The sequence below is a fragment of the Schumannella sp. GW821-FHT10F01 genome (assembly GCF_058809295.1).
Map to the genome: position 1 here is coordinate 68753 of NZ_JBXASM010000012.1, position 21325 is coordinate 90077.

Sequence of the window (21325 nt, forward strand, 5' to 3'; positions counted from 1 at the left end):
GCGCACGCCGCGGCCGGAGCGCACGGGCGTCTCATCGTCGGTTTGCAGACCCTGCATCGCTCCGCACAGCGGGCTCCGAGAGCCGCACCGGGAACGACGAGGTCAGCGTCAAGTCTGAATCCCGACCCTGGGAAAGTCCGCAACGCGTGCCGCTGTGGGTGTTCCCGCCGCCGACGCCACCGGGAGATCACTGAGGTCGGGAGGCCGCCCCGCGCCTACCATGAGCGGGATGACCTCCACGGCCGCGGCGTCGTCGATCGACCTGTCGAGACGCGATCTCACGCTCGACATCGCGCGCGTGTTCTGCGTGCTGCTCGTCGTGGTCATCCACCTCCTCATGGTCGGCGTGGGCCGCGACGCCTCCGGTGCGCTCGCGGTGTCGCGGCCGCTCGAGAACCAGGCCTGGTTCGACGGGGTCACCTGGGCCGGCCAGATCATGCCCCTGTTCTTCGTGGTCGGCGGGTTCGCGAGCCTCACCGCCTGGCGGAGCCTGGAGCGCCGCGACGGCAGCGGCGCGGACTACGTGCGCAACCGCGTCATCCGCCTCGCCCAGCCGGCACTGCCCCTGTTCGGCTTCTACGTGGTCGTGCTCGGCGGCGCGACCCTGCTCGGGGTCGACCCGCAGCTGCTGTTCCTCGTCGCCCAGGGCGCCGGCGCCCCGCTGTGGTTCCTCGCGGCGTACACGCTGTGCCAGGCGCTCGTGCCGCTCATGGTGCGCCTGCACCGTCGGGCGCCGGTGCGGACGCTGCTCGTGCTGCTCGCCGGCGTGGTCGTCGTCGACGTCGTCCGCTACACCTCCGGCATCGACCTCATCGGGCTGATCAACCTCGCGTTCGTCTGGCTGCTGGTGCAGCAGCTCGGCTTCTTCTACGCCGACGGCTGGTTCGCCGCGCGGCGCTGGTGGCAGCTCGTCGGGATCGCGGCCGTCTGCTACGCCGCGCTCGTGCCGATGACCGCGATCGGCCCGTACGACACCGACATGCTGACGAACCTCAACCCGCCGACGCTGCCGCTCGTCGCCCTCGGGCTCGGGCAGGCCTGCGTGCTGCGCCTGCTGCGGCCGGCGCTCGCCGCGCTCATGCGCACGAAGGCCGCGAAGGCGGTCGTGTTCCTCGTCGGCACCCGGCTCATGACGATCTACCTGTGGCACCTGCCGCTGATCATCGCGTTCTCGGGCATCGCGCTGCTCATCCCGGGCGCGAGCCCGGCGCCGGCCTCCCCCGCCTGGTGGTGGTCGCGACCACTGCTGTGGCTGCTCGTGATGGCGGCGCTGTTCGGCCTGTCGTTCCTCGTCGGCCGCTGGGAGGCGCCGCGGGAGTTCGGCCCGGCTCCCCCGCCCGCGGTCGTCGCGGTCGCCGCCGTGCTCACGTTCGTGCCGGCCTTCGCGGTGATGGAGTGGTACCTCAACCTCGAGTTCGCGGTGCTCGGGGTGGTCTGCCTCACGGCCGCGGTGCTGCTGCTCGGCCGCTGGCCGACGCACCGCGAGCGCGCACCGCGGCGGGTCTCGGAGGCCGCGGTCAGCCGCTGAGCCCGATGAGCTCGGCGAGCTCGCCGAGCTGGCGGGTCATCGAGCGGTGAGCGTCGTCAGCCGGTCACGAAGTCGATGAGCTGCTCGACGCGGCCGCTCAGGCTCGGCTCGAGATCGCGGTAGTCGCGCACCTGGCCGAGGATCCGCTGCCAGGCGCGCGCGATGTCCGCCTGCTCGGCGTGCGGCCAGCCGAGCGCCGCGCAGATGCCGTGCTTCCACTCGACCGAGCGCGGGATCTCCGGCCAGGCCTCCCAGCCGAGCCGCGCCGGCCGAACGGACTGCCAGACGTCGACGTAGGGATGGCCGACGACGAGCACGTGCTCGCTCCGGATGCCGCCGACGATCCGCGACTCCTTCGAGCCGGGCACGAGGTGGTCGACGAGCACGCCGACGCGGGCATCCGCGGCGGGACGGAGGTCGGCGAGCACCGTGGCGAGGTTGTCGACGCCGTCGAGCAGCTCGACCACCACCCCCTCGACCCGGAGGTCGGCGCCCCACACCTTCTCGACGAGCTCGGCGTCGTGGCGCCCCTCGACGAGGATGCGTCCGGCGCGGGCGACCCTGGCGCGCTGCGGGGCGACCGCGCGCGAGCCCGACCGGGTCAGTGCCGGACCGCGCGGCGCGGCCGTCGGCGCGACGAGCACCACCGGCACGCCGTCGAGCAGGAAGCCGCCGCCGAGCGGGAACACCCGCACCCGGCCGCCGCGGTCCTCGAGGCGCACGAGGGAGCCCTCGATGCCGACGACCGCGCCGACGAAGCCGCCGTCCGCGAGTTCGACGACGAGATCGCGCTCGGCGGGGATCCGCTCCGGCGCCGGCGCGCGGCCCTGGGCGCGCCAGTCGCCGGAGAGCACGTCGGCGCCGTACCGATCCCCGCTTGCCTGGGCGCCTCGGGTGCGGTCTGCGCCGCCGGGACGGCTCGGGCTGTTCGAGGTGGGCACCCGGCGAGGCTACGGAGCCGCCGCCGACGACCGGCTCCGGCACGCCGCTCAGGCTCCTCCGGATAGCGTTGCGGCATGACGATTCGCGGAGCGGTGATGCACGGGGCTGGCGACATCCGGGTGGAGGACCGCCCCGATCCGGCTCTGCTGACGGACCGCGACGCGGTCGTGCGCGTCGTGGCCGCCTGCGTCTGCGGCTCCGACCTCTGGGGCTACCGCGGCGTGCGCAGCGGCAGCCGCGCCACGCCGATGGGCCACGAGCTGGTCGGCGTCGTCGAGGAGCTCGGCTCCGCGGTGACGGACCTCGCGGTCGGCGACTTCGTGATCGCCCCGTTCTCGTTCAGCGAGGGCACCTGCCAGGCCTGCCGCCACGGCATGCCCGCCGCCTGCGACCACAAGAGCTTCTTCGGATCGGATGACGCGGACGGCCACCCGGTCGGCGGCGCGCAGGGCGAGCGCGTGCGCATCCCGTACGCCGACGCCGTGCTCGTGCCGGTGCCGGGTCCGGTCGACGAGGACCTCGTGCCCTCGCTGCTCGCGCTGGCCGACGTCGCCTCCACCGGGCACCACGCCGCGGTCTCCGCGGGCGTCGGCCCCGACGACGTCGTGGTCGTGGTCGGCGACGGGGCCGTCGGGCTCTCCGCCGTGCTCGCCGCGAAGCGGCTCGGTGCGAAGCGCATCATCGCGATGAGCCGGCACGCCGACCGGCAGGCCCTCGCCCGGCGCTTCGGCGCGGACGACGTGATCGCCGAGCGCGGCGACGAGGGCATCGCCGAGCTGCGCGAGCTGCTCGGCGGCGAGCTCGCCGACGCCGCCCTCGAGGCCGTCGGAACGAAGGAGTCGATGCAGCAGGCGCTCGACTCGGTGCGCGGCGGCGGCCGCGTCGGCTACGTCGGCGTCCCGGCCGGCGGACCGGAGCTGCCCGTGCGCTACCTCTTCGACCGCAACATCACGGTCGGCGGCGGCATCGCGCCGGCGCGCACGTACATCCCCGAGCTGCTCGCGGACGTGCTCGCCGGGCGCATCGAGCCCGGGCTCGTGTTCGACCTGGAGCTGCCGCTCGACCGGGCCGCCGAGGCCTACGCGGCGATGGACGAGCGCCGCGCGATCAAGGTGCTGCTCCGCCCCTAGCGCGCCAGTGGCGGGGCGGCGCGGGCCGGGTCAGAACCCGAAGTCGCCGAAGTCCCCGCCGCCGAAATCCCCGCCGCCGAAGTCGCTCCCGAAGTCCCCGCCGCCGAAGTCCGCGGCCGAGGCGTCGGTCGCGGAGGCGTCGGCGCCGGACGCGTCCGTGGCGCCGCCCGCATCGCCGGAGTCGGCACTCGCGTCGCCGGATCCGTCGGAGGCCGTGTCGGTGCCGGCGTCCCAGGGCAGGAACGCGGAGACCAGCGCGGAGCCGATGACGTAGCCCGCGACCGTGCCGAGCAGCGTGCTGCCGACCATCGAGCCGAAGCTCGGGCCGGTGCGCTGAGCCGCCTGCTGGCCGTATCCGGACTGCTGCCCCGACCCGGCCTGCCCTCCGGTCGCCGTCGCCGACGAGACCGGCGAGCCGGCGAAGGCGCGCTCCATGGTGCCGGGCTGACGGAACTCGGCGCGCGTCGCCGCACGGGCCAGCGTCGCCGGTTCACTCGAGAGCGGACGCTCACCCGTGCCGGCGCCCCTGCTGAGCTCCTCGTAGATGACCGCGCGCTGCTCGTCGGTCAGCTTCGCGAACGCCTCGCGGTGCACCTGCTCGATCGTCTCGGGCGGCGCGGTCTGCAGGAGGTAGCGGTACCGCTCGATGGCGATCTCGTCCTCGGAGCGGCGTGCCGCCGGCGCCGGGGCGCGGGTCGGAGGCGCCGCCTCCGTGCGCTCGTCGCTGCCGAACAGTCGGTCGAGGAATCCCATGGTGTCCGTCCTTCCTGCGATCACGCTAGGCGCGAGGGCTGGACGGCGACTGCGGGGAACCTCGACGGAAGCGCGGAGGAACCTAGGCGGCCGGTGTGATGACGACCGGGCGCGGCTGCGAGGGGATGACGGCCCAGCAGACGAGGTAGATGATCACCTGCGGCCCGGGCAGGATCACCGAGGCCACGGCGAGCACGCGGATGAGGGTGGGGCCCACGCCGAAGCGCCGGGCGAGGGCGGCGCAGACGCCGCCGATGACGCGTCCCTGGAGCGGACGCTCGAGCCGGGTGGTGGTGTTCGCGGTCATGAGTCCATGCTCCGCCCGGGCCGGCGCCGCGTCGGTGGGGTGCACCCCCGGAACGGCGGCGGGACAGCTCCCGTCTCACCAGCCGCGGCGGGACAGCTCCCGTCCCGTCAGCTGCCGGAGGCCGTGCCCGCGCCGGAGCGCCGCTCGCGGTCCTCCGCCGCCTCCTCGCGATGGATGATCGTGAGCGGGTCGGTGACCGACTCGAGCTGCTTGCGCTCCGCATCCACGCCGAAGATGAACGTGACGATGCCGCCGATCAGCATGATCGCCGAGCCGAGGAAGTAGCCGATGGTGATCGGCCCGCGGTCCGAGCCGTCGCCGATCATCGCGCCGTAGATCAGAGGTGCGAGCGAGCCGAAGATCTGCGCGATCGAGAAGAAGTACGAGATCGCCTGGCTCCGCACCTCGAGCGGGAAGATCTCGCTCACGGTGAGGTAGGCGGCTGAGGCGCCCGCCGACGCGAGGAAGAACGCGGCGCACCAGAAGGCGGTCTGCGTCACCGCGTTGAGGGCGTCCGCCTGGAACAGGATCGCGGACACGGCGAGGATGACGCCCGAGCCGCCGTACGTCAGCAGCACCATCTTGCGGCGGCCCCAGCTGTCGAACAGGCGGCCGAGCACGAGCGGACCGACGAGGTTGCCGATCGCGAACGGGAAGAAGTAGTAGCCGGTCTGCGACTTGTCGATGCCGTAGAAGTTCTGCAGCGCGAGCGCGTAGCTGAAGAAGATCGCGTTGTAGAGGAACGACTGCGTGATCATCATCGTCGCGCCGACGAGCGTGCGCTTCGGGTACATCTTGAAGAACACCTTCGCCAGGATGCGGAACGGCACCCGCTCGCTCGGCGAGATCTCGATCGCGCGCGAGTCGTCGACCGGCTCGAGCTCGTGCCCCTGTGCGGTCAGCTCCCGCTCGATGCGGTCGACGGTCTCCTCCGCCTCCTTCTCGAAGCCGTGGGTCATCTGCCACCGCGGGCTCTCCGGGATGTGCCGGCGCAGGTAGATGATGATCAGCCCGAGCACCGGCCCGATGAAGAACGCGACGCGCCAGCCCCAGCTGTCGACCCAGTCCTGCCCGAAGGCGCCGCTGTTGAGGAAGATCAGGTTGATGCCGGCGCCGAGCGCCGCGCCGCCCCAGTACGTGCCGTTGATCGCGATGTCGACGTGGCCGCGGTAGTGCGACGGGATGAGCTCGTCGATGGCCGAGTTGATGGCCGCGTACTCGCCGCCGATGCCGGTGCCGGCGATGAAGCGCGCGACCCAGAGCAGGATGATGCTCACCCAGTGGTTCTCGAACGGCGGCACGAGGCCGGCCAGCGCGCTGCCGACGAGGTAGATCGCCAGCGTGAGGATGAACAGCTTCTTGCGGCCCAGCCGGTCGGAGAGGCGGCCGAAGAACAGCGCGCCGACCACCTGACCGACGAGATAGACGGTGCCGGTGGCGCCGATCTCGGTCGAGTTCATGCCGAACTCGCTCGCGTAGCCGTTCTGCGAGACGATCTGGATCTCGAGGCCGTCGAGGATCCAGGAGACCCCGAGCCCGACGACGATCATCCAGTGGAAGCGGGCCCAGGGCAGCCGGTCGAGGCGGGCGGGTACGAGGCTGCGGATCGTCCTCGGCGTCGAGGATCCGGGCGCGCTCATGATGGTTCCTTCCCCCGTCGGGCGAGACGTGGGAGTGCTCGGCGGCGAGACGACGCTACGCCCGCGCCCGGGCGGCATCCGTCGGATTGTCAGGCAACGATCAGACCGCTCTCGACGAGGTCGCGCACCTCCGGCAGCACCTCGTCGGCGAGCGCGGCCGCGTCGACCTCGAGCAGCGCCGCGACCGCGTCGACGATCGCGCCGAGCCGGAGGTCGCCGTCGCACGCGCCGACGACCGCGGCGAGCGCGGTGCCGACCCGCACCGTGCGGCCGAAGCCGCCGCCCTGCCGGAGCGCGATGACCGTGGGGTGCTCCTCGCCCGGCCAGTGGCTGCGCTCCTCGGTCACATCGGGCGCGACGCGGAGCGCCAGCGCGGCGAGGGCGGCATCGTCGAGTCCGGCGATCCGGTCACGCGCCGCCAGGACGCGGGCGAGGTGGTCGCCGAGCCCGGCTGGGTTGTCGCCGGGCGCCTCCGCGATCCGCTCGGCGCGGCGGAGCGGAGGCCGCTCGGCGGCATCCTCCGGCCGCCGGAGCAGCAGGTAGCCGAAGCCGACCGCGGTCACTCCACGGGCGGCGAAGTCGTCGAGCCAGGCGGCCAGCAGCCGCTCCCACTCCGGCGATCCGGGGCGGCTGCCGCCGTCGCGGATCCAGGTCTCCGCGTAGCGGGCCGGGTCGGCGGTCTCGCGCTCGATGATCCAGTACTCGAGCCCGGCGGCCTCCGCCCACGCCGCGGCGCGGTCGAGGCCGTCCTCGCCGTCGCGGTACTCCCAGTTGCCGAGCAGCTGGGCGATGCCGCCCGGCTCGAGGTGCGAGGGCAGGTCGGCGACGATCCGCGACAGCAGCCCGTCGCCGACCTCGCCGCCGTCGCGGTACTCGTACTCCGGCACGCCCTCGGCGCGCGGTGTGATCACGAACGGCGGATTCGACACGATGCGGTCGAACCGCTCCCCCGCGACCGGCTCGAACAGGCTGCCGGTGCGGAGATCGAGCTCGATGCCGTTCAGCGCGGCGCCGAGCGCGGCGTAGCCGATCGCCCGCGCGGAGATGTCGGTCGCGACGACACGGTCCGCGATGCGTGCCGCGTGGAGCGCCTGCACGCCGCAGCCGGTGCCGAGGTCGAGTGCCGACCGCACCGGGTCGGGCAGGATCAGGCCGCTCAGGGTCGCGGAGGCGCCCCCGATGCCGAGCACGTGGTCCTCGCGCAGCGCCCCGCCCGTGACGAGCTCGCCGAGATCGCTGACCACCCACCACGCGGCGACGCCGGCGGCATCGACGGCGCTGTACGGGCGGAGGTCGACGGTGCCGCGGAGCAGACCGCCCGACGGGGTCGTCGGCTCGACGAGGCCGAGCCGCACGACGCCGTCCACGCCGGCGGACGGCAGCGCGGCGGCCGCCTCGGCGAGCGGCACGTCGTCGCCGAGCAGCCAGAGCCGCGCGAGCACGCCAGCCGGGTCGGTCCGGCCGGCCAGTGCCCGCAGTGCCGGCACCCGGTCGCCGCGACCGAGCGCCGCATCCGCGACCTCGCCCCAGAGCCCGCGCAGCCGGTCGACGGTGTAGACGGCGCGCTCCAGGTCGGAGCGGAGCAGGGCGGCGAGGGCGGGATCCACGCCCCCATCCTCCCAACTCGCGACTCCGAGGTGCTGCGACCCCGAGGCGCCGCGGGCGCGGGAGTGCGGCGGCGCTCAGTCCGAGATGACGGAGAAGACGTTGCCGGAGGGGTCGGCGAACCAGGCGATGTCCGGCCCGTTGCCGCGCATCGCGCCGTCGGCGTCCTGCGGCATCCCGTCGTAGCGGAGCGGCTCGACGCCCGCGTCGCCGAGCTCGCGGATGGCCGTCGCGACGTCCGCGACCTCGAGGTTCAGCACGGTGAAGGTCGCCGGCACGTGCGCGTCGCCCTTCGGGTAGGCGATCACGACGCCGTGGCCATCGGTGCCGGGCAGCACGAGCTGGAGGATGCCGCCCATGCCGCCGTCGCGCACCTCGAGCCCGACCCGGTCGGCCCAGAACGCGCGGGTCTCGTCGGTGTCGCGCACGGAGAATCCGCTGAAGGCTCCGGTCGTCGTCAGCATGTCGTGCTCCTCACCTCCCGCCCGGGCGGGATGATCCATTCATCGGCATGGACCCACGTCGATGTGTACACTGTCAACAATTGCACAGCATCAGGAGCGAGTCCAGGGGGTGCGATGAGCACGGCATCACGTGATCGCGCGACGTATCGGCACGGCGACCTCCGCGCCGCCCTCGTCGACGCCGGACTCGCCATGGCGCGCGACGGCGGACCGGATGCGGTCGTGCTCCGCGAGGCCACGCGCCGCACCGGCGTCTCCCCGAACGCCGCCTACCGCCACTTCGCCGACCGCGACGCCCTCGTCGAGGCCGTCAGCGACGCCGCGCTCGGCGCCGTCGCCGAGGCGATCGAGGAGGAGTGGGAGCGCATCGACCGCAGCGGCGACCCCGTGGCCGTCGCCCGGGCCGAGCTCGAGGCCGTCGGACGCGGCTACCTCCGCTTCGCCCGCGACGAGCCCGGGCTGTTCCGCGCCGCGTTCACGGTGCACCGCGACCTCGAGTCGGCGCTGAGCCCGGTGATGGCCGGTCCCCGCGGACGCACGCCGTTCGAGCTGCTCGGCATCGCGCTCGACGACCTGCTGGCCGCCGGCGAGCTGCCGGCCGAGCGGCGCCAGGGCGCCGAGCTCGTCGCCTGGTCGGCCGTGCACGGGCTCGCGATGCTCGCGCTCGAGGGGCCGCTGCGCGGCCTCGATCCCGAGGTGCTGCAGCACGCGGGCCGCGCCGTCGTGGCGACGGTGGCACGCGGCATCTGACCGCGTCCGCACCGGCGCCGAAGCGGCGCCGCGACCGGCCATCGGCGTAGGCTGTCGGGCCATGAGGCCGCTCACCGAGTCCGAGATCCGCGACGCGATGGTCAACACCTCGGCCGACGAGTCCGCCCGCATGCCGCTCCCCGGCCTGCACGAGACCGTATGGGAGGAGCGCGAGTACCTCGGTTGGCGCGACCCCCAGGCGCCGCACCGCGGCTACGTGGTGTTCTGGCGCGGCGGCGAGCCGGTCGGCTTCACCGTGCGCTCGGTCGAGTCGCGCATGCGCGGCAGCGCGATGTGCTCGCTGTGCCAGACCCTGCAGCCGGCGGACCAGGTGCGGATGTTCTCCGCCCCGCGCGCGGGCGAAGCGGGCGCCCGCGGCAACTCGGTCGGCACCTACATCTGCGCCGACCTCAGCTGCTCGACGATCATCCGCATGGCGCCGCCGCCCACGCAGTACTACCCCGACCAGGAGTCGGCCATCGCCACCCGCGCCGCCGGGCTCACGCAGCGGCTCGAGTCGTTCGCCGACCGGGTGCTGCAGGACGCCGCCTGACCGCGTCACCGGGGCCGGCCGGAAGCGGGATGCACGTGCCCTGAGTCGTCGCTGGACGTCGCGCCGCCGCGGCCCGCGCGGTGCGAGCGTGTCGTCATGACCGATCCGCACGATCTCGAGACCATCCGCGGCATCCTCGCCGCCGGCCGCACCGCCGTCGTCACGAGCCGCGGCCGCGGCGGCCTGCTGCACTCGCGTCCGCTCGCCCTGCTCGACGACGGGCCGGACGGGGTGTCGCACTTCGACGGCTCGCTCTGGTTCTTCACGAAGGATCCGAGCGAGAAGACGGAGGAGATCGCGCGGCATCCGGAGGTCAACGTCTCGGTCGGCGACGGCAAGGGCTGGCTCTCGCTCGCTGGCGTCGCCTCGATCGACCGCGACCAGCCGCGCATCGACTCGCTCTGGAACCGCTTCGCGGACGCGTACTTCCCGAACGGCCCGGAGGATCCGGAGGTCGCGCTGCTCCGCGTCGACGTGCAGACCGTCGAGCTGTGGGACACCGACCAGCCCGCCCCGAAGAAGGCGTTCGAGCTCGCGAAGGCCCTGATCGGCGGGCAGGAGCCGGACCTCGGCGAGAGCCGCACGATCGACCTCGGCGACGACCGGTGAGCACCCCGCGGGTCGGCGACCGGGTGTCCTGGGCGACGTCCCAGGGACGCACGCGCGGGCACGTCGTCGAGCGGCGCACCGCGGACTTCGAGTTCGACGGCCAGCACTTCACGGCCTCAGGTGACGAGCCGGCGTTCCTCGTCGAGTCGGAGAAGACGGGGGCTCGCGCCGCGCACAAGGGCGGCGCGCTCCGTGTGCTGAGAGCCAGACGCGCCGGGTCGAGCGGGTTCCCGCCCGTCAGGCTCGCGCGAGGATCGCGTCGGGCGCCGCAGCCAGGTCGAGCCGCTGGCCGACCTCCACCGCGTGGTCCAGCCGGGTCCCCGCGAGCGCGACGAACACGGGGCGCTGGTAGTCGACGAAGCCGATGACCTCGCCGGCGAAGACCACCTCGAGGATGCCGTCGGGACGGAGCCGCGTGCGCGGGCGCGACGGCAGATCGACGCTGAGTGCGAGCTGCTCCAGTGCAGGTCGGCCGGTCGACCTCGTCGACTGCAGAAGATCGCTGCTCACGATCGCCTTCCCGTGATTCCCGCGATCAGGCTAGACGGATCGGTCGACCCCCGCGACCCGGAGTCCGCTGGGAGGTCGTCCCGCGTCGCGTCCGGACGCGCCGCGGCCGAAGAGCGGCCTGCCGGGATCAGAAGACGAGCGGTCCGGCGTTCCGCGCGATGGGCGGCAGCACCCGCCGCATGTAGGCGGCCCACAGCACGAGCACGATCGGCGACACGAGCAGGCCGCGGCCGCGCAGCGGGTAGAACGTGTAGGTCCAGCGGATGCGCACGCCGCGCGGATCGGGCGCGAACACCCAGTCGGCGCGGGCCGAGCGCACCAGGTGTCCGAACAGCTTCTGGAAGCCGGTCAGCTGGTACGAGTGGTAGCGCGGCGCGTCGATCTGCACGACCTCCTCGACGACGGAGCCGCCGTCGGAGAGCCGCAGGGTGCGCCGGGCGCCCGGCTCAGTGAACGGCGCAGTCTGCCCGTCGACCCCGACGACCGCGGGCAGCGGACCGAAGCGCGGATACCAGGCGGCAGGATCGACGCGGACGACCGCGTCGAAGACGTCGGCGAGCGTGCCGGCGACGAGCGCCTCTGCCGAGGCGGCGACCCCGCGGGTCATCGTCAGTCGAGTCGCTCGAGCAGGTGGAACGGGATGGCGAGCGCGAGGGCGACGCCGACCAGTCCGAGCCCGAACAGGATGTAGTGGAACGGCGCCTCGACGGCGAACGCGTACCCGAAGGCGAGGAACGAGGCGACGAAGATCACCAGCGACACGACGAACGCGAACACCTTCATGCGCTCAGCGTAACGGACGGCATCCGCGAGACTGTGCGCATGGTCACCTACCGCACCGTCATCGCGCAGACCGGCAACAACACCGGCATCGTCGTGCCGCCGGAGGTCCTCGACGCGCTCGGCGCCGGCAAGCGGGTGCCCGTCACCGTGACGATCGCCGGCTTCAGCTACGCGTCGACGATCGGCAGCATGGCCGGCCGGTCGATGATCGCGCTGTCGAAGGCGAATCGCGAGGCCGCGGGCGTGGCGGGCGGCGACGAGGTCGAGGTGACGCTCGAGCACGATGCCGCCGTGCGCACGGTGGAGGTGCCCGCCGACCTCGCGGCCGCGCTCGACGCCGCCGGCGTGCGGGAGCGCTTCGACGCGCTCGCGCACTCCTACCGCAAGGAGCACGTCCGCTCGGTGGAGGAGGCGAAGGCGGCGGAGACGCGCGCGCGGCGCGTGCGGAAGGTCGTCGACTCGCTCGCCTGAGCTATCGCTCCGGATCAGGAGCGGAGCCCCGCCGACTGCCGGCTCAGGCTCCAGGACTCCACCCTGCCGGATCCGCGCTCCTCCTCGGCCGAGGCCGCGTCGTCTTCGAGCCGCGCCCGGAAGCCGGCGCGCGAGAGCACGATCGCGGATGCGGTGTCGGTCGGGAGCAGGTGCGCGTCGACCCGCGCCACGGCCGGATCGGCGAAGGCCAGCTCGACGAGCGCCCGCACCATCGCCGTCGCGTACCCGTGACCGCGGAACTCGTCGGCGATCTCGTAGCCGATCTCCAGCACGCCGCCCGACTTCGTGCGGAAGCCGCCGTCGCCGACCAGCCGTCCGTCGTCCGCGTCGAAGGCCCAGTGCATCCAGCGGCTCGCCTCGTCGGGCGCCGACTGGAGCGCGTTCGCGACCCAGAGGAACGCGTTCGGGTCGAGCGGCCAGCCGTCGGGCAGAGGCGAGCCCAGCACGTCCGCGAGCTCTGCTGGATCGCGGAAGTACGCATCGAGCTGATCCAGCGTCGCGGGGGCGAGCCGCACACGACGTCGTCCCTCGGAAGCGGACATCGGGGTCAGTGTTCACCCGCCGCTCACCGGGCGTCAAGCGGCCTCCGCGGTGTCGGCGGCCGGCCCTACGCTCGCGGGCAGAGAGACAAGGAGTCCGCGATGGACTGGAAGATCGAGCTGCTCATCCTGCCGGTGTCGGACGTCGACCGCGCACGCGACTTCTACGCGTCGCTCGGCTGGAATGTCGACCACGATCAGACCATCAGCCCGGAGCTGCGCTTCGTGCAGATCACCCCGCCCGGCTCGGCGTGCTCCATCGCGTTCGGCATCGGGCTCAGCGAGGAGCCGCCCGGCTCCGTCAAGGGCATCCAGCTCGTCGTCGCCGACGCGGATGCCGCGCTCGCCCACCTCCGCGAGGCCGGCGTCGAGGCGCGTGGCGTCGACGAGCAGGCCTGGGGCCGGTTCGTGTTCTTCCACGACCCGGACGGCAACGCGTACGCGCTGCAGCAGCTCCCGGAATGGGCCGGGGCGTGACGACCGGCGCGTCCGCCGCCGAGTCGGTGTGGGACTACCCGCGCCCGCCGCGGGTGGAGCCGAGCGGCGAGCACGTGCGCATCGTGCTCGGCGGGCGGGTCATCGCGGAGACGGATGCGGCCCTCCGCGTGCTCGAGACGAGCCATCCGCCGACCTACTACCTGCCGCTCGCCGCCTTCGCCGAGGGCGTGCTGTCGTCGGCGCCCGGCGCGAGCGTGTGCGAGTTCAAGGGCCGCGCCGGCTACCTCACCATCACCGGCGGCGAGCGGGTCGAGACGGCGGCCGCGTGGTTCTATCCGGCTCCGTCGCCGGGGTTCGCCGCGCTGGCGGACCACGTCGCCGTCTATCCGGGGCGGATGGACCGCTGCGAGGTCGACGGCGAGGTCGTCGCCGCACAGGAGGGCGACTTCTACGGCGGGTGGATCACGTCGCGTGTGCAGGGACCGTTCAAGGGCGGACCAGGCACGCGCGGCTGGTGAGGGGCGCGCCTCAGACGATCGGCGCGGCCCAGCGGCGCGGACCGTCGGAGCCGGCCGGGTAGGTCTCGAGCGGCACGGCGTTCTTGCGCCAGGCGGCGATCACCGGCGCGACGATGCGCCAGCACTCCTCGGCCACGTCGCCGCGCACGCTCAGCGTCGGATCGCCCTCGAGCAGCTCGGCGAGCACCTCGCCGTAGGCCGTCAGCTCCCCCGGCTCGAAGTCGGCGCGCAGGGTGTCCCACTCGAGGTCGAACGGGTCGCCGCGGCCGTTCGTCACGAGGTCGAGCGACATCGACCCGGGCTTCATGCCGATGCGCACCTGGGCCTTGCGCGAGGGCCCCGCGAAGCCGGCCGGCAGGTGGGGCACCGGGCGGAGCGTGAACACGAGCTCCTGAACCGCGTCGCCGATCGCCTTCCCGGAGCGCAGGCCGAAGGGCACGCCCGCCCAGCGCCAGGTGTCGACCGCGACCGTCAGCTCGGCGAGCGTCTCGGTCGCCCGGCTCGTGTCGACGCCGGCCTCCCTGCTGTAGGCCGGCAACTGACGGCCGTCGACCGACCCGGCGGTGTAGCGCGCGCGGCGGCTCGCGGTGCCGTCGGGCGACCAGGCGCGGGTCGCGCGGAGCGCCTGCGCCATCGCGCCGCGCAGGTCCTCCGAGCTGAGGCTCGACGGCGGCTCCATCGTGGCGAGCGCGAGCACCTGCAGCAGGTGGCTCTGGATCATGTCGATGAGCGCGCCGGCGTGGTCGTAGTAGCCCGCGCGCCCCTCGAGTCCGAGCTGCTCGTCCACGACGATGTCGACGCGCTCCACGTTCTGCGAGGAGAGGAAGGGCTCGAACAGCCGGTTCGCGAACCGGATGCCGAGCAGGTTGAGCACCGTCGACTTGCCGAGGAAGTGGTCGACGCGGAAGACCTGCTCCTCGGCGACCATCGTCTCGAGCAGCCGGTTGAGGCGCCGGGCCGACGCGAGGTCGGTGCCGAACGGCTTCTCGAGCGCGAGCACGATGCCCTCCGGCAGGTCGAGCCCGCGGAGCGCGGCGCAGGCCTTCGCAGCCACCGCAGGCGGCAGCGCGAAGTACAGCGCGACCCGGCCGGTGGCCGCGTCGAGCACCCGCTTGAGGTCGGCGGCGCTCGTCGCGTCGCCCTGCAGGTAGATCGACTCCGAGGCCACGCGACGACCGCGATCGGACCGCGTCGCCGCGAACGAGGAGCGCACCCGCTTGCGCCAATCCGTCGTGCTCGACTCGGGGCGGTCGACGCCGACGAGCCGGATGTCCTGACCCCGGCTCGAGGCGAGCAGCGATCCGAGACCGGGCAGGAGGAGTCGTGACGTCAGGTCTCCGCCGGCCCCGAGGATGACGAGGGTCTCGATCGGGGATGCGGTGCTCACCATGGTGCAGAGGCTATCGCCGCGCCCCTCGACGGACGCGCTGCCCGACTCGGACCGGCGCCAGTCTGGGAGTACCCCTCGAACGGGGTGGACACGAGCGGGACTCAGGCGTACGGTTCCGCACAAGCCAGATCGCCAGGGGGGTGGTACGGCATGGACGTCGTCGTCGACGCAGCGCGATACCGCGCTCTCCGCCTCGTGCTCGGCCTGCTGGCCGTGCTCGGCGGCTGCGTCCTGGCCGTCCTGTTCTCCGCCGGCCCGGCATCCGCCGCCGAGGATCCCGCCGCACCGGCCGTGCCCGCGGCCGCTCCCGTGCCGGCGCCGGCCTCCGGCGGGCTCGGACAGACCCTCGGCACCCTCGTGAAGAGCGTGACGGAGCCCGTCGGACAGCTGCTGACCGGCGTGACCGGCGCGCTGACGACCCCAGCTCCCGCCCCGGCCGTCCCGGCCCCGGCCCCGGCAGCACCCGCCCCTCCGGCGCCGGTCGCGGCCGTGCCCGCCCCGGCTGCGACCGCTCCCGCGGCGCCGATCGCGGCGCTGCCGACCCCGGACGCGGAGGCCGTCCCGGCCCCCGCCGCCACGGTCGCCGACCACCAGCTCGGCCTCGCCGACGCCCTGCTGACGCCGCTCGCCGGCGAGGTCGACCAGCTGCTCGCGGCGACGCCGATCGTCGGGCCGCTGACCACCGCGCTGCTCGGCACCGCGCCGGTCTCGGCCATCGTCGCGCCGGTCACCGTGCTCGTCGACACGGCTGTCGGCGGTGTCACCGGCGTGGTCGTGACCGTGCTCTCGCCGGTCCTGCCCGCTCTCCCCGCGACTCCCGGCATCGCCACGGCGATCCCGGCGTCGGGGCCCGCCGCTGATCGGGGGGCGATCTCGCCCGCGGCGGCCCCGACCGTCTCCTCGGCGCATCATGCCACCGCAGCGCCGGCCGGCATGTCCTCGCCCGCCGACGCGGCCTCCGGCGCCCCCGGTGCGCCCGCCGGCCCGGTCTTCCCGGGCGGCGACCTGGCGAACGGCGCGCTCGCGCTGATGTCGGGAGCCGGCCTCTCGGGCTTCGTCCTCGCCGGCCTCATCGGCGCCGGCGTCGCGCTGATGGCGCTGCTGATGATGCTCGTCCCGGCCGCGGCCTCCGCCCGCCGGGTTCCCGCTCCCGTCTTCGACACCGACTCCTCCCCCGACTGACCGCGCGGACGCGCCGCCTCACCGACGGCGCCGAACCCGCAACCCAGTCGAATGAGGGGACGCTCCGCCGTCCCCGGATCAGGAGTCAGATCATGAACAGAATCGTGTCGAGAGCACTCATGGGAGTGCTCTTCACCGGGGGCCTGTGGGCCCTCGGAGCCGGCGTCGCGAATGCCGCGGAGCAGCCGGCCACCGACGGGACGGACAGCGTGCTGGGGGGAACCCAGGCGCTCGTGTCCCTGAACCTGCCGATCACCGTCAGCGGCACCGGCATCTCGGTGCTGGGCGACGCCTCGAGCACGGGGGCCGCCGCGGCCGCACCGGCTCCGGCCGCGCCCGCTCCGGCCGCCGCGCCGACGACGAGCGGCACCTCCTCGACGGCCGGCGGCACCCAGGGACTCGTGTCCGTGTCCGTGCCGATCACCGTCACCGGCAACTCGCTGAGCGTGCTCGGCGACGCCGGATCATCCAGGTCCGGCACCGCGCCGGCACCGGCTCCCGCCGCTCCGGCTCCGGCCGCCGCCCCGACCACCTCCGGCTCCGACGGCATCGCCGCCGGCACCCAGGCGGTCGCGCCGATCAGCGTGCCGATCACCATCGGCGGCAACGCGATCAGCGTGCTCGGCGACGCCGCCTCCACCGGCAGCACCACCGCCGCGGGCGCCACGGGCGGATCCACCGCTCCTGCCGCCGCCGCTCCGTCGACCGGCGGCGCGGACGGCATCGCCTCGGGCACACAGGTGCTCGCGCCGATCGGCATCCCGGTGAACGTCGGCGGGAACGCGATCAGCGTGCTCGGCGACGCCGCCTCCACCGGCAGCACCACCGCCGCGGGCACCCCGCCCGCCGGCACCACGGCTGCCGGCACGGGCGCCGCGCCCGTCACCAGCGGCACCGACGGGACCCTCGCGGGCACCCAGGTGACCGCGCCCATCGGGCTGCCGATCACCGCCGGCGGCAACGCCGTCAGCGTGCTCGGCGACGCCGCCTCCACCGGCGGCACCACCACGGCCGGCTCCACGCCGACCACGGGCGCCGGCACGGGCGCCGCGCCCGCTACCAGCGGCACCAACGGGACCCTCTCGGGCACCCAGGTGACCGCCCCCGTCGCCGCGCCGATCACCCTCGGCGGCAACGCCGTCAGCGTGCTCGGCGACGCCGCCTCCACCGGCAGCACGACGGGCGCCGGCTCCACCGGCACGACCGGCACCGGCTCCGCGCCGACCGGCTCCGCTCCCGTCACGGGCGGCGCCGACGGCATCGCGTCGGGCAGCCAGGTCGTCGCGCCGATCACCGCCCCGGTGACCGCCGGCGGCACCGCCGTGAGCGTGCTGGGCGACGCGGTGTCGTCCGGCTCGACCACGTCCGGCGGCACGACGGGCGGCAGCGGCGGCACCACCGCCGCGCCGACCACGTCCGGCACCGACGGCACGCTGTCGGGCACGCAGGTCACCGCCCCGGTCACCGCTCCGGTGACCGTCGGCGGCACGGCCGTGAGCGTGCTCGGCGACGCGAGCTCGACCGACTCGACCACGACCGGTGGCGCCGGCGACGGCACCGCGGGCGCGGGCGACGCGACGGGTCCGGCCACGTCCGGCACCGACGGCACCGCGTCCGGCACCCAGATCGCGGCGCCGGTGACGGCGCCCGTGACCCTGGGCGGCACCGCGGTCAGCGTGCTCGGCGACGCGGAGTCGACCGGCACCGTGACCGAGACGCCGGCGATCGGCGGGTCCGATGACCCGACGACCGACGGCACCGGCTCGGTCGCCGGCGGCACGCAGATCCTCCTCCCGATCGACATCCCGGTCGGCGTCGAGGGCGTCTCCATCAGCGTCGCGGGCGACGCGACCACGGAGGGCGACGGCACCTCCGGCATCGAGGGCGGCATCCCCGGCGACGGCACCGACCCCGGTGACGGCACGGGCGACGGCACCGGCACCACCCCCGGTGACGGCGGCACGGGCATCGGCGGCACCGAGGTCGGCACCTCCGGCTCCGTCACCGCCTCCGCGGTGAGCGCCCAGCAGCTCGCGGTGACCGGCCTCGCGCCGGCGCCCGCGCTGCTCGCCGCGCTCGCGCTCATCCTGCTCGGCGCCGTGCTGATCGTGGTCCGCTCGCGGACCCGTCGGCACGCGCGCCGCGCCTGATCGGCCCAGGTACCGGACCGGCCGGGTCCGCGGATGCCTTGGGGGGATCCGCGGCCCCGGCCCTTCGGCGGGTGCCGTCGGCCGACTCCTGAGCGGCACTCCGGCGACGCGCCCGCGGCTGCACCGCCGCCGCGGGCGCGACGTCGCGCCCGGAGATCCTGTGCGTCTGGGAACCCGGTGCGCACCGGAATAGCCGGACGACCCGCGCCGCTCCCCTCAGGGTGCGGCGCCGCCGCCGGAAGGAGCACCACCAGCCATGAACGCCGTCTACACCGCCGTCGCCACCAGCCTCGGAGAGGGCCGCAACGGCTCAGCCTCCACCAGCGACGGCACCCTCGAGGTGCAGCTCGCGGTGCCGAAGGAGATGGGCGGCCCCGGCGGTGCGACCAACCCCGAGCAGCTCTTCGCGCTCGGCTACTCGGCCTGCTTCCACTCGGCGCTGAAGGGCGTCGGGAAGCAGCTCGGCATCGCCGTGCAGGACTCGGCGGTCACGGCCGAGGTGTCGATCGGCGCCCGCGAGGAGGGCGGCTACGGGCTCGCCGTCGTGCTCCGCGTCGAGATGGGCGGGATCAGCCTCGAGGACGCGCGCCGTGCGGCTGAGGCCGCACACCAGGTGTGCCCGTACTCGAATGCCACCCGCGGGAACGTCGACGTGCGCCTCGAGGTCGAGGTCGGCTGAGCGGACCCGTCGGACGGCTGAGCGGGCCGTCAGACGGCTGAGCGGGCCGTCGGACGGCTGAGCGGGCCGTCGGACGGCTGAGCCTGTCGGAGGGCGACCCTTCGACAGGCTCAGGGATCCGCACGCGGGCTCAGTGGCCCGAGCGCGGGCTCAGGGCTCCGCACGCGGGCTCAGGGGTCCGAGCGCGGGCTCGGGGATCCGGGCGCGGGCGCGCTGGCCGCTAGCGGAAGGCCTTGATGATCTTCGCCAGGGCGGTGCCGGTGGCGCAGATCGCGACCGACGACACGACGAGGAACGTGATGAGGTTCGGCCGGAACTCCGGGCCGTCGAGTCCGGGCACGTACGCGCCGACGGGGATGCTCGCCCCGCCGCCACCGCCGCCGCCGGGGGCGTCCTCGCCGCCCTCCTGGCCGCCGCCGAATCCCATCCACACGAGCGACACGGGCACGAGCTCCGTGCCGCCGACCTCGACGGGGTCGCCGTAGTTCGCCTTGACGCCGAGACGCGAGACCGCGCCGGTCACCTGCTCCAGAACCTTCACCATGGACTCGACGCTACGCGGGCCCGCTCCCTGGTCCTAGCGGTTCTCACGAACCCGGAAGGCGACGAGCAGGGCGAGCAGGGCCGCGGCCGACGTGTAGAGGAAGGCGCCGTCGAACGCGGCGCCCGCCGCCGCGCCACCGAGTCCGACGAAGATGAGCCCCGCGAGCGCGATCGAGGTCGAGCTGCCGGAGGCGTCGGCGATGTTCATCGCCGCGCCGTTCGCGCCCTGGTCGGCCGTCGTGGAGTAGGCGAGCACGAGCGTGTTGAGGCGGGTGAACATGAAGCCCATGCCGCCGCCGGCCAGCAGCCAGCCGGCGCCGATGACGGCCGGGTGCAGCACCAGCAGCGCGGCCACCGCCTGCGTCGCGATCCCCGCGAGCAGGAGGGCCGCGCCGATGCGCACCGCGATCGCGTGCGGGATGCGCTCCACCGTGCGCCCGGACACCTGCGAGCCGATCGACCACGAGACGGCGCCGACGGTGAGGATCAGGCCCGCCGCGGTCGGATCCCAGCCGTAGCGCGCCTGCAGCGAGTACGGCAGATAGATCTCGGTCGCGAAGAACGCGGCCGCGATGCCGGCGCGCAGCAGCACCGTCGCCGGCAGCCCGCGCCGCACGAGCAGGGTGCCGCGCGGCAGCAGCGGGCGCACGGCCAGCACGATGACCGCGATCGCGAGGGCCGCGACCACCCAGCCGAACGGACTCGGGAGGTCGCCGCCGATGCCCACCGCGACGACCGCCGCCGCGACGACGATCGCGAGCACGAGGTTGCGCAGCAGGGGCGGCGGAGGCGGGTCGTCGTCCGCCCGGCCGTGACCGCGCAGCGCCCTCAGGGTCGGGATCATCGCGAGCATCGCGAGCACCACGAGGCCGCCCACCCCGAGGAACACCCAATGCCAGGTCAGGTGCACGGCCACGAAGCCGGCGATCGCCGGCCCGACCATCGACGGCACGACCCACGACGCGGAGAACAGGGCGAAGATCGACGGGTGCAGCACGGGCGGGTACGCGCGCGCCACGATCACGTAGAGCACGACGTTGATGGCGCCCATGCCGAGCCCCTGCAGGAACCGCCCCACGATGAAGACGGGCATCGCGGTCGCCGTGCCCGAGACGAGCACGCCGATCACGAAGACGGTCACGAAGACGAGCAGCGGACGCGTCGGCCCCTGCCGGTCGGACCACCCGCCGCCGAGCACCATGCCGATCACGGACGCGGCGAGGGTGGCCGAGAACGCGGCCGAGTAGAGGGCCTCGCCGTCGAGGTCCTTCGAGATCGTCGGCATGATCGTGGTCACCGCCATCGCCTCGAAGGCGGCCAGGAAGACGAGCGCGTTCGCGCCGATCGTCGACCAGCGGTAGCGGGGCGAGAGGATCCGCTCCCGCGTCGGTGCGGTGGTGGTGCTGTCGGTCATGGCGCCTCGAGTCTGGCACCCGCCGCCGACCGTGCATCATCCGGAAACCCGGCGGGCCTTCCGGAGGACGCCGGCGAGGAGGAGGATGCCGACGTCATCACTGCCCCGCATCACCCCCTATCGGAAGGCACGATCATGGCGGACTTCGATCTCGGCGGACTCGCCGACAAGGCCAAGCAGTTCCTCGACAGCGACCAGGTCAAGGGCGCGCTGAAGAGCGAGCAGGCGGAGGACATCAGCGACAAGGTGCTCGACGGCGTCGAGGACGCCGTCAACAAGGTCACCGGCGGCAAGTTCGAGGCGCAGATCGACGACGCCCGCCAGAACGTCGACAAGGCCATCGGCACCGAGTAGTCATCGGCGCCGAGTAGTCATCGGCACCGAGTAGCCGTCGGCACCGAGCCGC

The 21325-nt window shown here is 74.1% G+C and carries 25 protein-coding genes and 1 pseudogene; 13 read left to right on the top strand and 13 right to left on the bottom strand.

Annotation, left to right across the window (positions count from 1 at the left end; translation table 11 throughout):
- Positions 1-229 precede the first annotated feature (229 nt).
- A complete protein-coding gene (locus AC1RSJ_RS13690; RefSeq protein ID WP_493118977.1) occupies positions 230-1528 on the top strand; it encodes an acyltransferase family protein in 1299 nt (432 codons plus the stop codon).
- Between the two features lie 56 nt (positions 1529-1584).
- On the opposite strand, the gene AC1RSJ_RS13695 is transcribed toward AC1RSJ_RS13690, so the two are convergent.
- On the bottom strand, positions 1585-2382 hold the full coding sequence (locus AC1RSJ_RS13695; protein WP_493119010.1) for a DUF3097 domain-containing protein: 798 nt from the start codon (positions 2380-2382) through the stop codon (positions 1585-1587).
- A 168-nt stretch (positions 2383-2550) separates the two neighbouring features.
- Between AC1RSJ_RS13695 and AC1RSJ_RS13700 the strand changes: the two genes are divergently transcribed.
- Positions 2551-3600 carry a zinc-binding dehydrogenase gene (locus tag AC1RSJ_RS13700; protein ID WP_493119011.1) on the top strand — a complete coding sequence of 350 codons (1050 nt, stop codon included), beginning with the start codon at positions 2551-2553 and terminating at the stop codon, positions 3598-3600.
- Between the two features lie 30 nt (positions 3601-3630).
- Here the strand turns inward: AC1RSJ_RS13700 and AC1RSJ_RS13705 are convergent, their stop codons facing one another.
- The 5 genes from AC1RSJ_RS13705 to AC1RSJ_RS13725 form a co-directional block, all read right to left on the bottom strand.
- Positions 3631-4353 carry a hypothetical protein gene (locus AC1RSJ_RS13705; protein WP_493118978.1) on the bottom strand — a complete coding sequence of 241 codons (723 nt, stop codon included), beginning with the start codon at positions 4351-4353 and terminating at the stop codon, positions 3631-3633.
- An 82-nt stretch (positions 4354-4435) separates the two neighbouring features.
- Positions 4436-4660 carry a PspC domain-containing protein gene (locus AC1RSJ_RS13710; protein WP_493118979.1) on the bottom strand — a complete coding sequence of 75 codons (225 nt, stop codon included), beginning with the start codon at positions 4658-4660 and terminating at the stop codon, positions 4436-4438.
- Between the two features lie 107 nt (positions 4661-4767).
- Complete coding sequence (locus tag AC1RSJ_RS13715; RefSeq protein WP_493118980.1) at positions 4768-6300, bottom strand: MFS transporter; 1533 nt, start codon at positions 6298-6300, stop codon at positions 4768-4770.
- 89 nt (positions 6301-6389) lie between these two features.
- Positions 6390-7907: a DUF7059 domain-containing protein gene (locus AC1RSJ_RS13720; RefSeq protein ID WP_493118981.1), complete on the bottom strand. Its 1518-nt coding sequence runs from the start codon at positions 7905-7907 to the stop codon at positions 6390-6392.
- Positions 7908-7982: 75 nt separating this feature from the next.
- Positions 7983-8369 (bottom strand): VOC family protein, encoded by a 387-nt coding sequence (locus AC1RSJ_RS13725; protein WP_493118982.1) that lies wholly within the window; start codon positions 8367-8369, stop codon positions 7983-7985.
- A 114-nt stretch (positions 8370-8483) separates the two neighbouring features.
- Here AC1RSJ_RS13725 and AC1RSJ_RS13730 point away from each other — a divergent pair, with 114 nt between their 5' ends.
- From AC1RSJ_RS13730 to AC1RSJ_RS13745, 4 genes and pseudogenes are all read left to right on the top strand, one after another.
- Positions 8484-9119, top strand: coding sequence for a TetR/AcrR family transcriptional regulator (locus tag AC1RSJ_RS13730; protein ID WP_493118983.1), 636 nt, complete (start codon positions 8484-8486; stop codon positions 9117-9119).
- A 61-nt stretch (positions 9120-9180) separates the two neighbouring features.
- Positions 9181-9672, top strand: coding sequence for an FBP domain-containing protein (locus tag AC1RSJ_RS13735; RefSeq protein ID WP_493118984.1), 492 nt, complete (start codon positions 9181-9183; stop codon positions 9670-9672).
- 96 nt (positions 9673-9768) lie between these two features.
- The gene (locus AC1RSJ_RS13740) at positions 9769-10281 is read left to right on the top strand and encodes a pyridoxamine 5'-phosphate oxidase family protein (protein ID WP_493118985.1); all 513 of its coding nucleotides are present in this window, start codon (positions 9769-9771) and stop codon (positions 10279-10281) included.
- A pseudogene (locus AC1RSJ_RS13745) lies at positions 10278-10481 on the top strand (hypervirulence associated TUDOR domain-containing protein); the annotation flags it as partial. The gene AC1RSJ_RS13740 and the pseudogene AC1RSJ_RS13745, both read left to right, overlap by 4 nt.
- A gap of 37 nt (positions 10482-10518) precedes the next feature.
- On the opposite strand, the gene AC1RSJ_RS13750 reads toward AC1RSJ_RS13745, so the two are convergent.
- The 3 genes from AC1RSJ_RS13750 to AC1RSJ_RS13760 form a co-directional block, all read right to left on the bottom strand.
- Positions 10519-10791: a hypothetical protein gene (locus AC1RSJ_RS13750; protein ID WP_493119012.1), complete on the bottom strand. Its 273-nt coding sequence runs from the start codon at positions 10789-10791 to the stop codon at positions 10519-10521.
- Between the two features lie 127 nt (positions 10792-10918).
- Positions 10919-11398 (bottom strand): SRPBCC family protein, encoded by a 480-nt coding sequence (locus AC1RSJ_RS13755; RefSeq protein WP_493118986.1) that lies wholly within the window; start codon positions 11396-11398, stop codon positions 10919-10921.
- 2 nt (positions 11399-11400) lie between these two features.
- The gene (locus tag AC1RSJ_RS13760) at positions 11401-11574 is read right to left on the bottom strand and encodes a hypothetical protein (protein WP_493118987.1); all 174 of its coding nucleotides are present in this window, start codon (positions 11572-11574) and stop codon (positions 11401-11403) included.
- 39 nt (positions 11575-11613) lie between these two features.
- Here AC1RSJ_RS13760 and AC1RSJ_RS13765 point away from each other — a divergent pair, with 39 nt between their 5' ends.
- On the top strand, positions 11614-12045 hold the full coding sequence (locus tag AC1RSJ_RS13765) for a YdeI/OmpD-associated family protein (protein ID WP_493118988.1): 432 nt from the start codon (positions 11614-11616) through the stop codon (positions 12043-12045).
- 14 nt (positions 12046-12059) lie between these two features.
- Here the strand turns inward: AC1RSJ_RS13765 and AC1RSJ_RS13770 are convergent, their stop codons facing one another.
- Entirely contained in the window at positions 12060-12608 is a 549-nt protein-coding gene (locus tag AC1RSJ_RS13770) for a GNAT family N-acetyltransferase (RefSeq protein ID WP_493118989.1), read from the bottom strand.
- A 99-nt stretch (positions 12609-12707) separates the two neighbouring features.
- On the opposite strand from AC1RSJ_RS13770, the gene AC1RSJ_RS13775 reads away from it, so the two are divergent.
- Together AC1RSJ_RS13775 and AC1RSJ_RS13780 are read left to right on the top strand one after the other, a co-directional pair.
- The gene (locus AC1RSJ_RS13775; protein ID WP_493118990.1) at positions 12708-13082 is read left to right on the top strand and encodes a VOC family protein; all 375 of its coding nucleotides are present in this window, start codon (positions 12708-12710) and stop codon (positions 13080-13082) included.
- Positions 13067-13561, top strand: coding sequence for a DUF427 domain-containing protein (locus AC1RSJ_RS13780; RefSeq protein WP_493118991.1), 495 nt, complete (start codon positions 13067-13069; stop codon positions 13559-13561). Before AC1RSJ_RS13775 ends, AC1RSJ_RS13780 begins: the two co-directional genes overlap by 16 nt.
- Positions 13562-13571: 10 nt before the next feature.
- Here AC1RSJ_RS13780 and AC1RSJ_RS13785 read toward each other — a convergent pair whose 3' ends face one another.
- Positions 13572-14951, bottom strand: a complete 1380-nt coding sequence (locus AC1RSJ_RS13785; RefSeq protein WP_493118993.1) for a glucose-6-phosphate dehydrogenase — start codon at positions 14949-14951, stop codon at positions 13572-13574.
- A gap of 150 nt (positions 14952-15101) precedes the next feature.
- Here AC1RSJ_RS13785 and AC1RSJ_RS13790 point away from each other — a divergent pair, with 150 nt between their 5' ends.
- The 3 genes from AC1RSJ_RS13790 to AC1RSJ_RS13800 all read left to right on the top strand — a co-directional run bounded on the left by AC1RSJ_RS13790 (position 15102) and on the right by AC1RSJ_RS13800 (position 18962).
- A complete protein-coding gene (locus tag AC1RSJ_RS13790) occupies positions 15102-16133 on the top strand; it encodes a hypothetical protein (protein ID WP_493118994.1) in 1032 nt (343 codons plus the stop codon).
- 92 nt (positions 16134-16225) lie between these two features.
- Positions 16226-18283 carry a beta strand repeat-containing protein gene (locus AC1RSJ_RS13795; RefSeq protein WP_493118995.1) on the top strand — a complete coding sequence of 686 codons (2058 nt, stop codon included), beginning with the start codon at positions 16226-16228 and terminating at the stop codon, positions 18281-18283.
- Between the two features lie 256 nt (positions 18284-18539).
- Positions 18540-18962 carry an organic hydroperoxide resistance protein gene (locus AC1RSJ_RS13800; protein WP_493118996.1) on the top strand — a complete coding sequence of 141 codons (423 nt, stop codon included), beginning with the start codon at positions 18540-18542 and terminating at the stop codon, positions 18960-18962.
- A 220-nt stretch (positions 18963-19182) separates the two neighbouring features.
- Here AC1RSJ_RS13800 and AC1RSJ_RS13805 read toward each other — a convergent pair whose 3' ends face one another.
- Positions 19183-19506, bottom strand: a complete 324-nt coding sequence (locus AC1RSJ_RS13805; protein WP_493118997.1) for a spore germination protein GerW family protein — start codon at positions 19504-19506, stop codon at positions 19183-19185.
- Positions 19507-19539: 33 nt separating this feature from the next.
- Positions 19540-20919 carry an MFS transporter gene (locus AC1RSJ_RS13810; RefSeq protein ID WP_493118998.1) on the bottom strand — a complete coding sequence of 460 codons (1380 nt, stop codon included), beginning with the start codon at positions 20917-20919 and terminating at the stop codon, positions 19540-19542.
- 135 nt (positions 20920-21054) lie between these two features.
- Between AC1RSJ_RS13810 and AC1RSJ_RS13815 the strand changes: the two genes are divergently transcribed.
- On the top strand, positions 21055-21273 hold the full coding sequence (locus AC1RSJ_RS13815) for an antitoxin (RefSeq protein ID WP_493118999.1): 219 nt from the start codon (positions 21055-21057) through the stop codon (positions 21271-21273).
- The last annotated feature ends 52 nt before the right edge of the window (positions 21274-21325 follow it).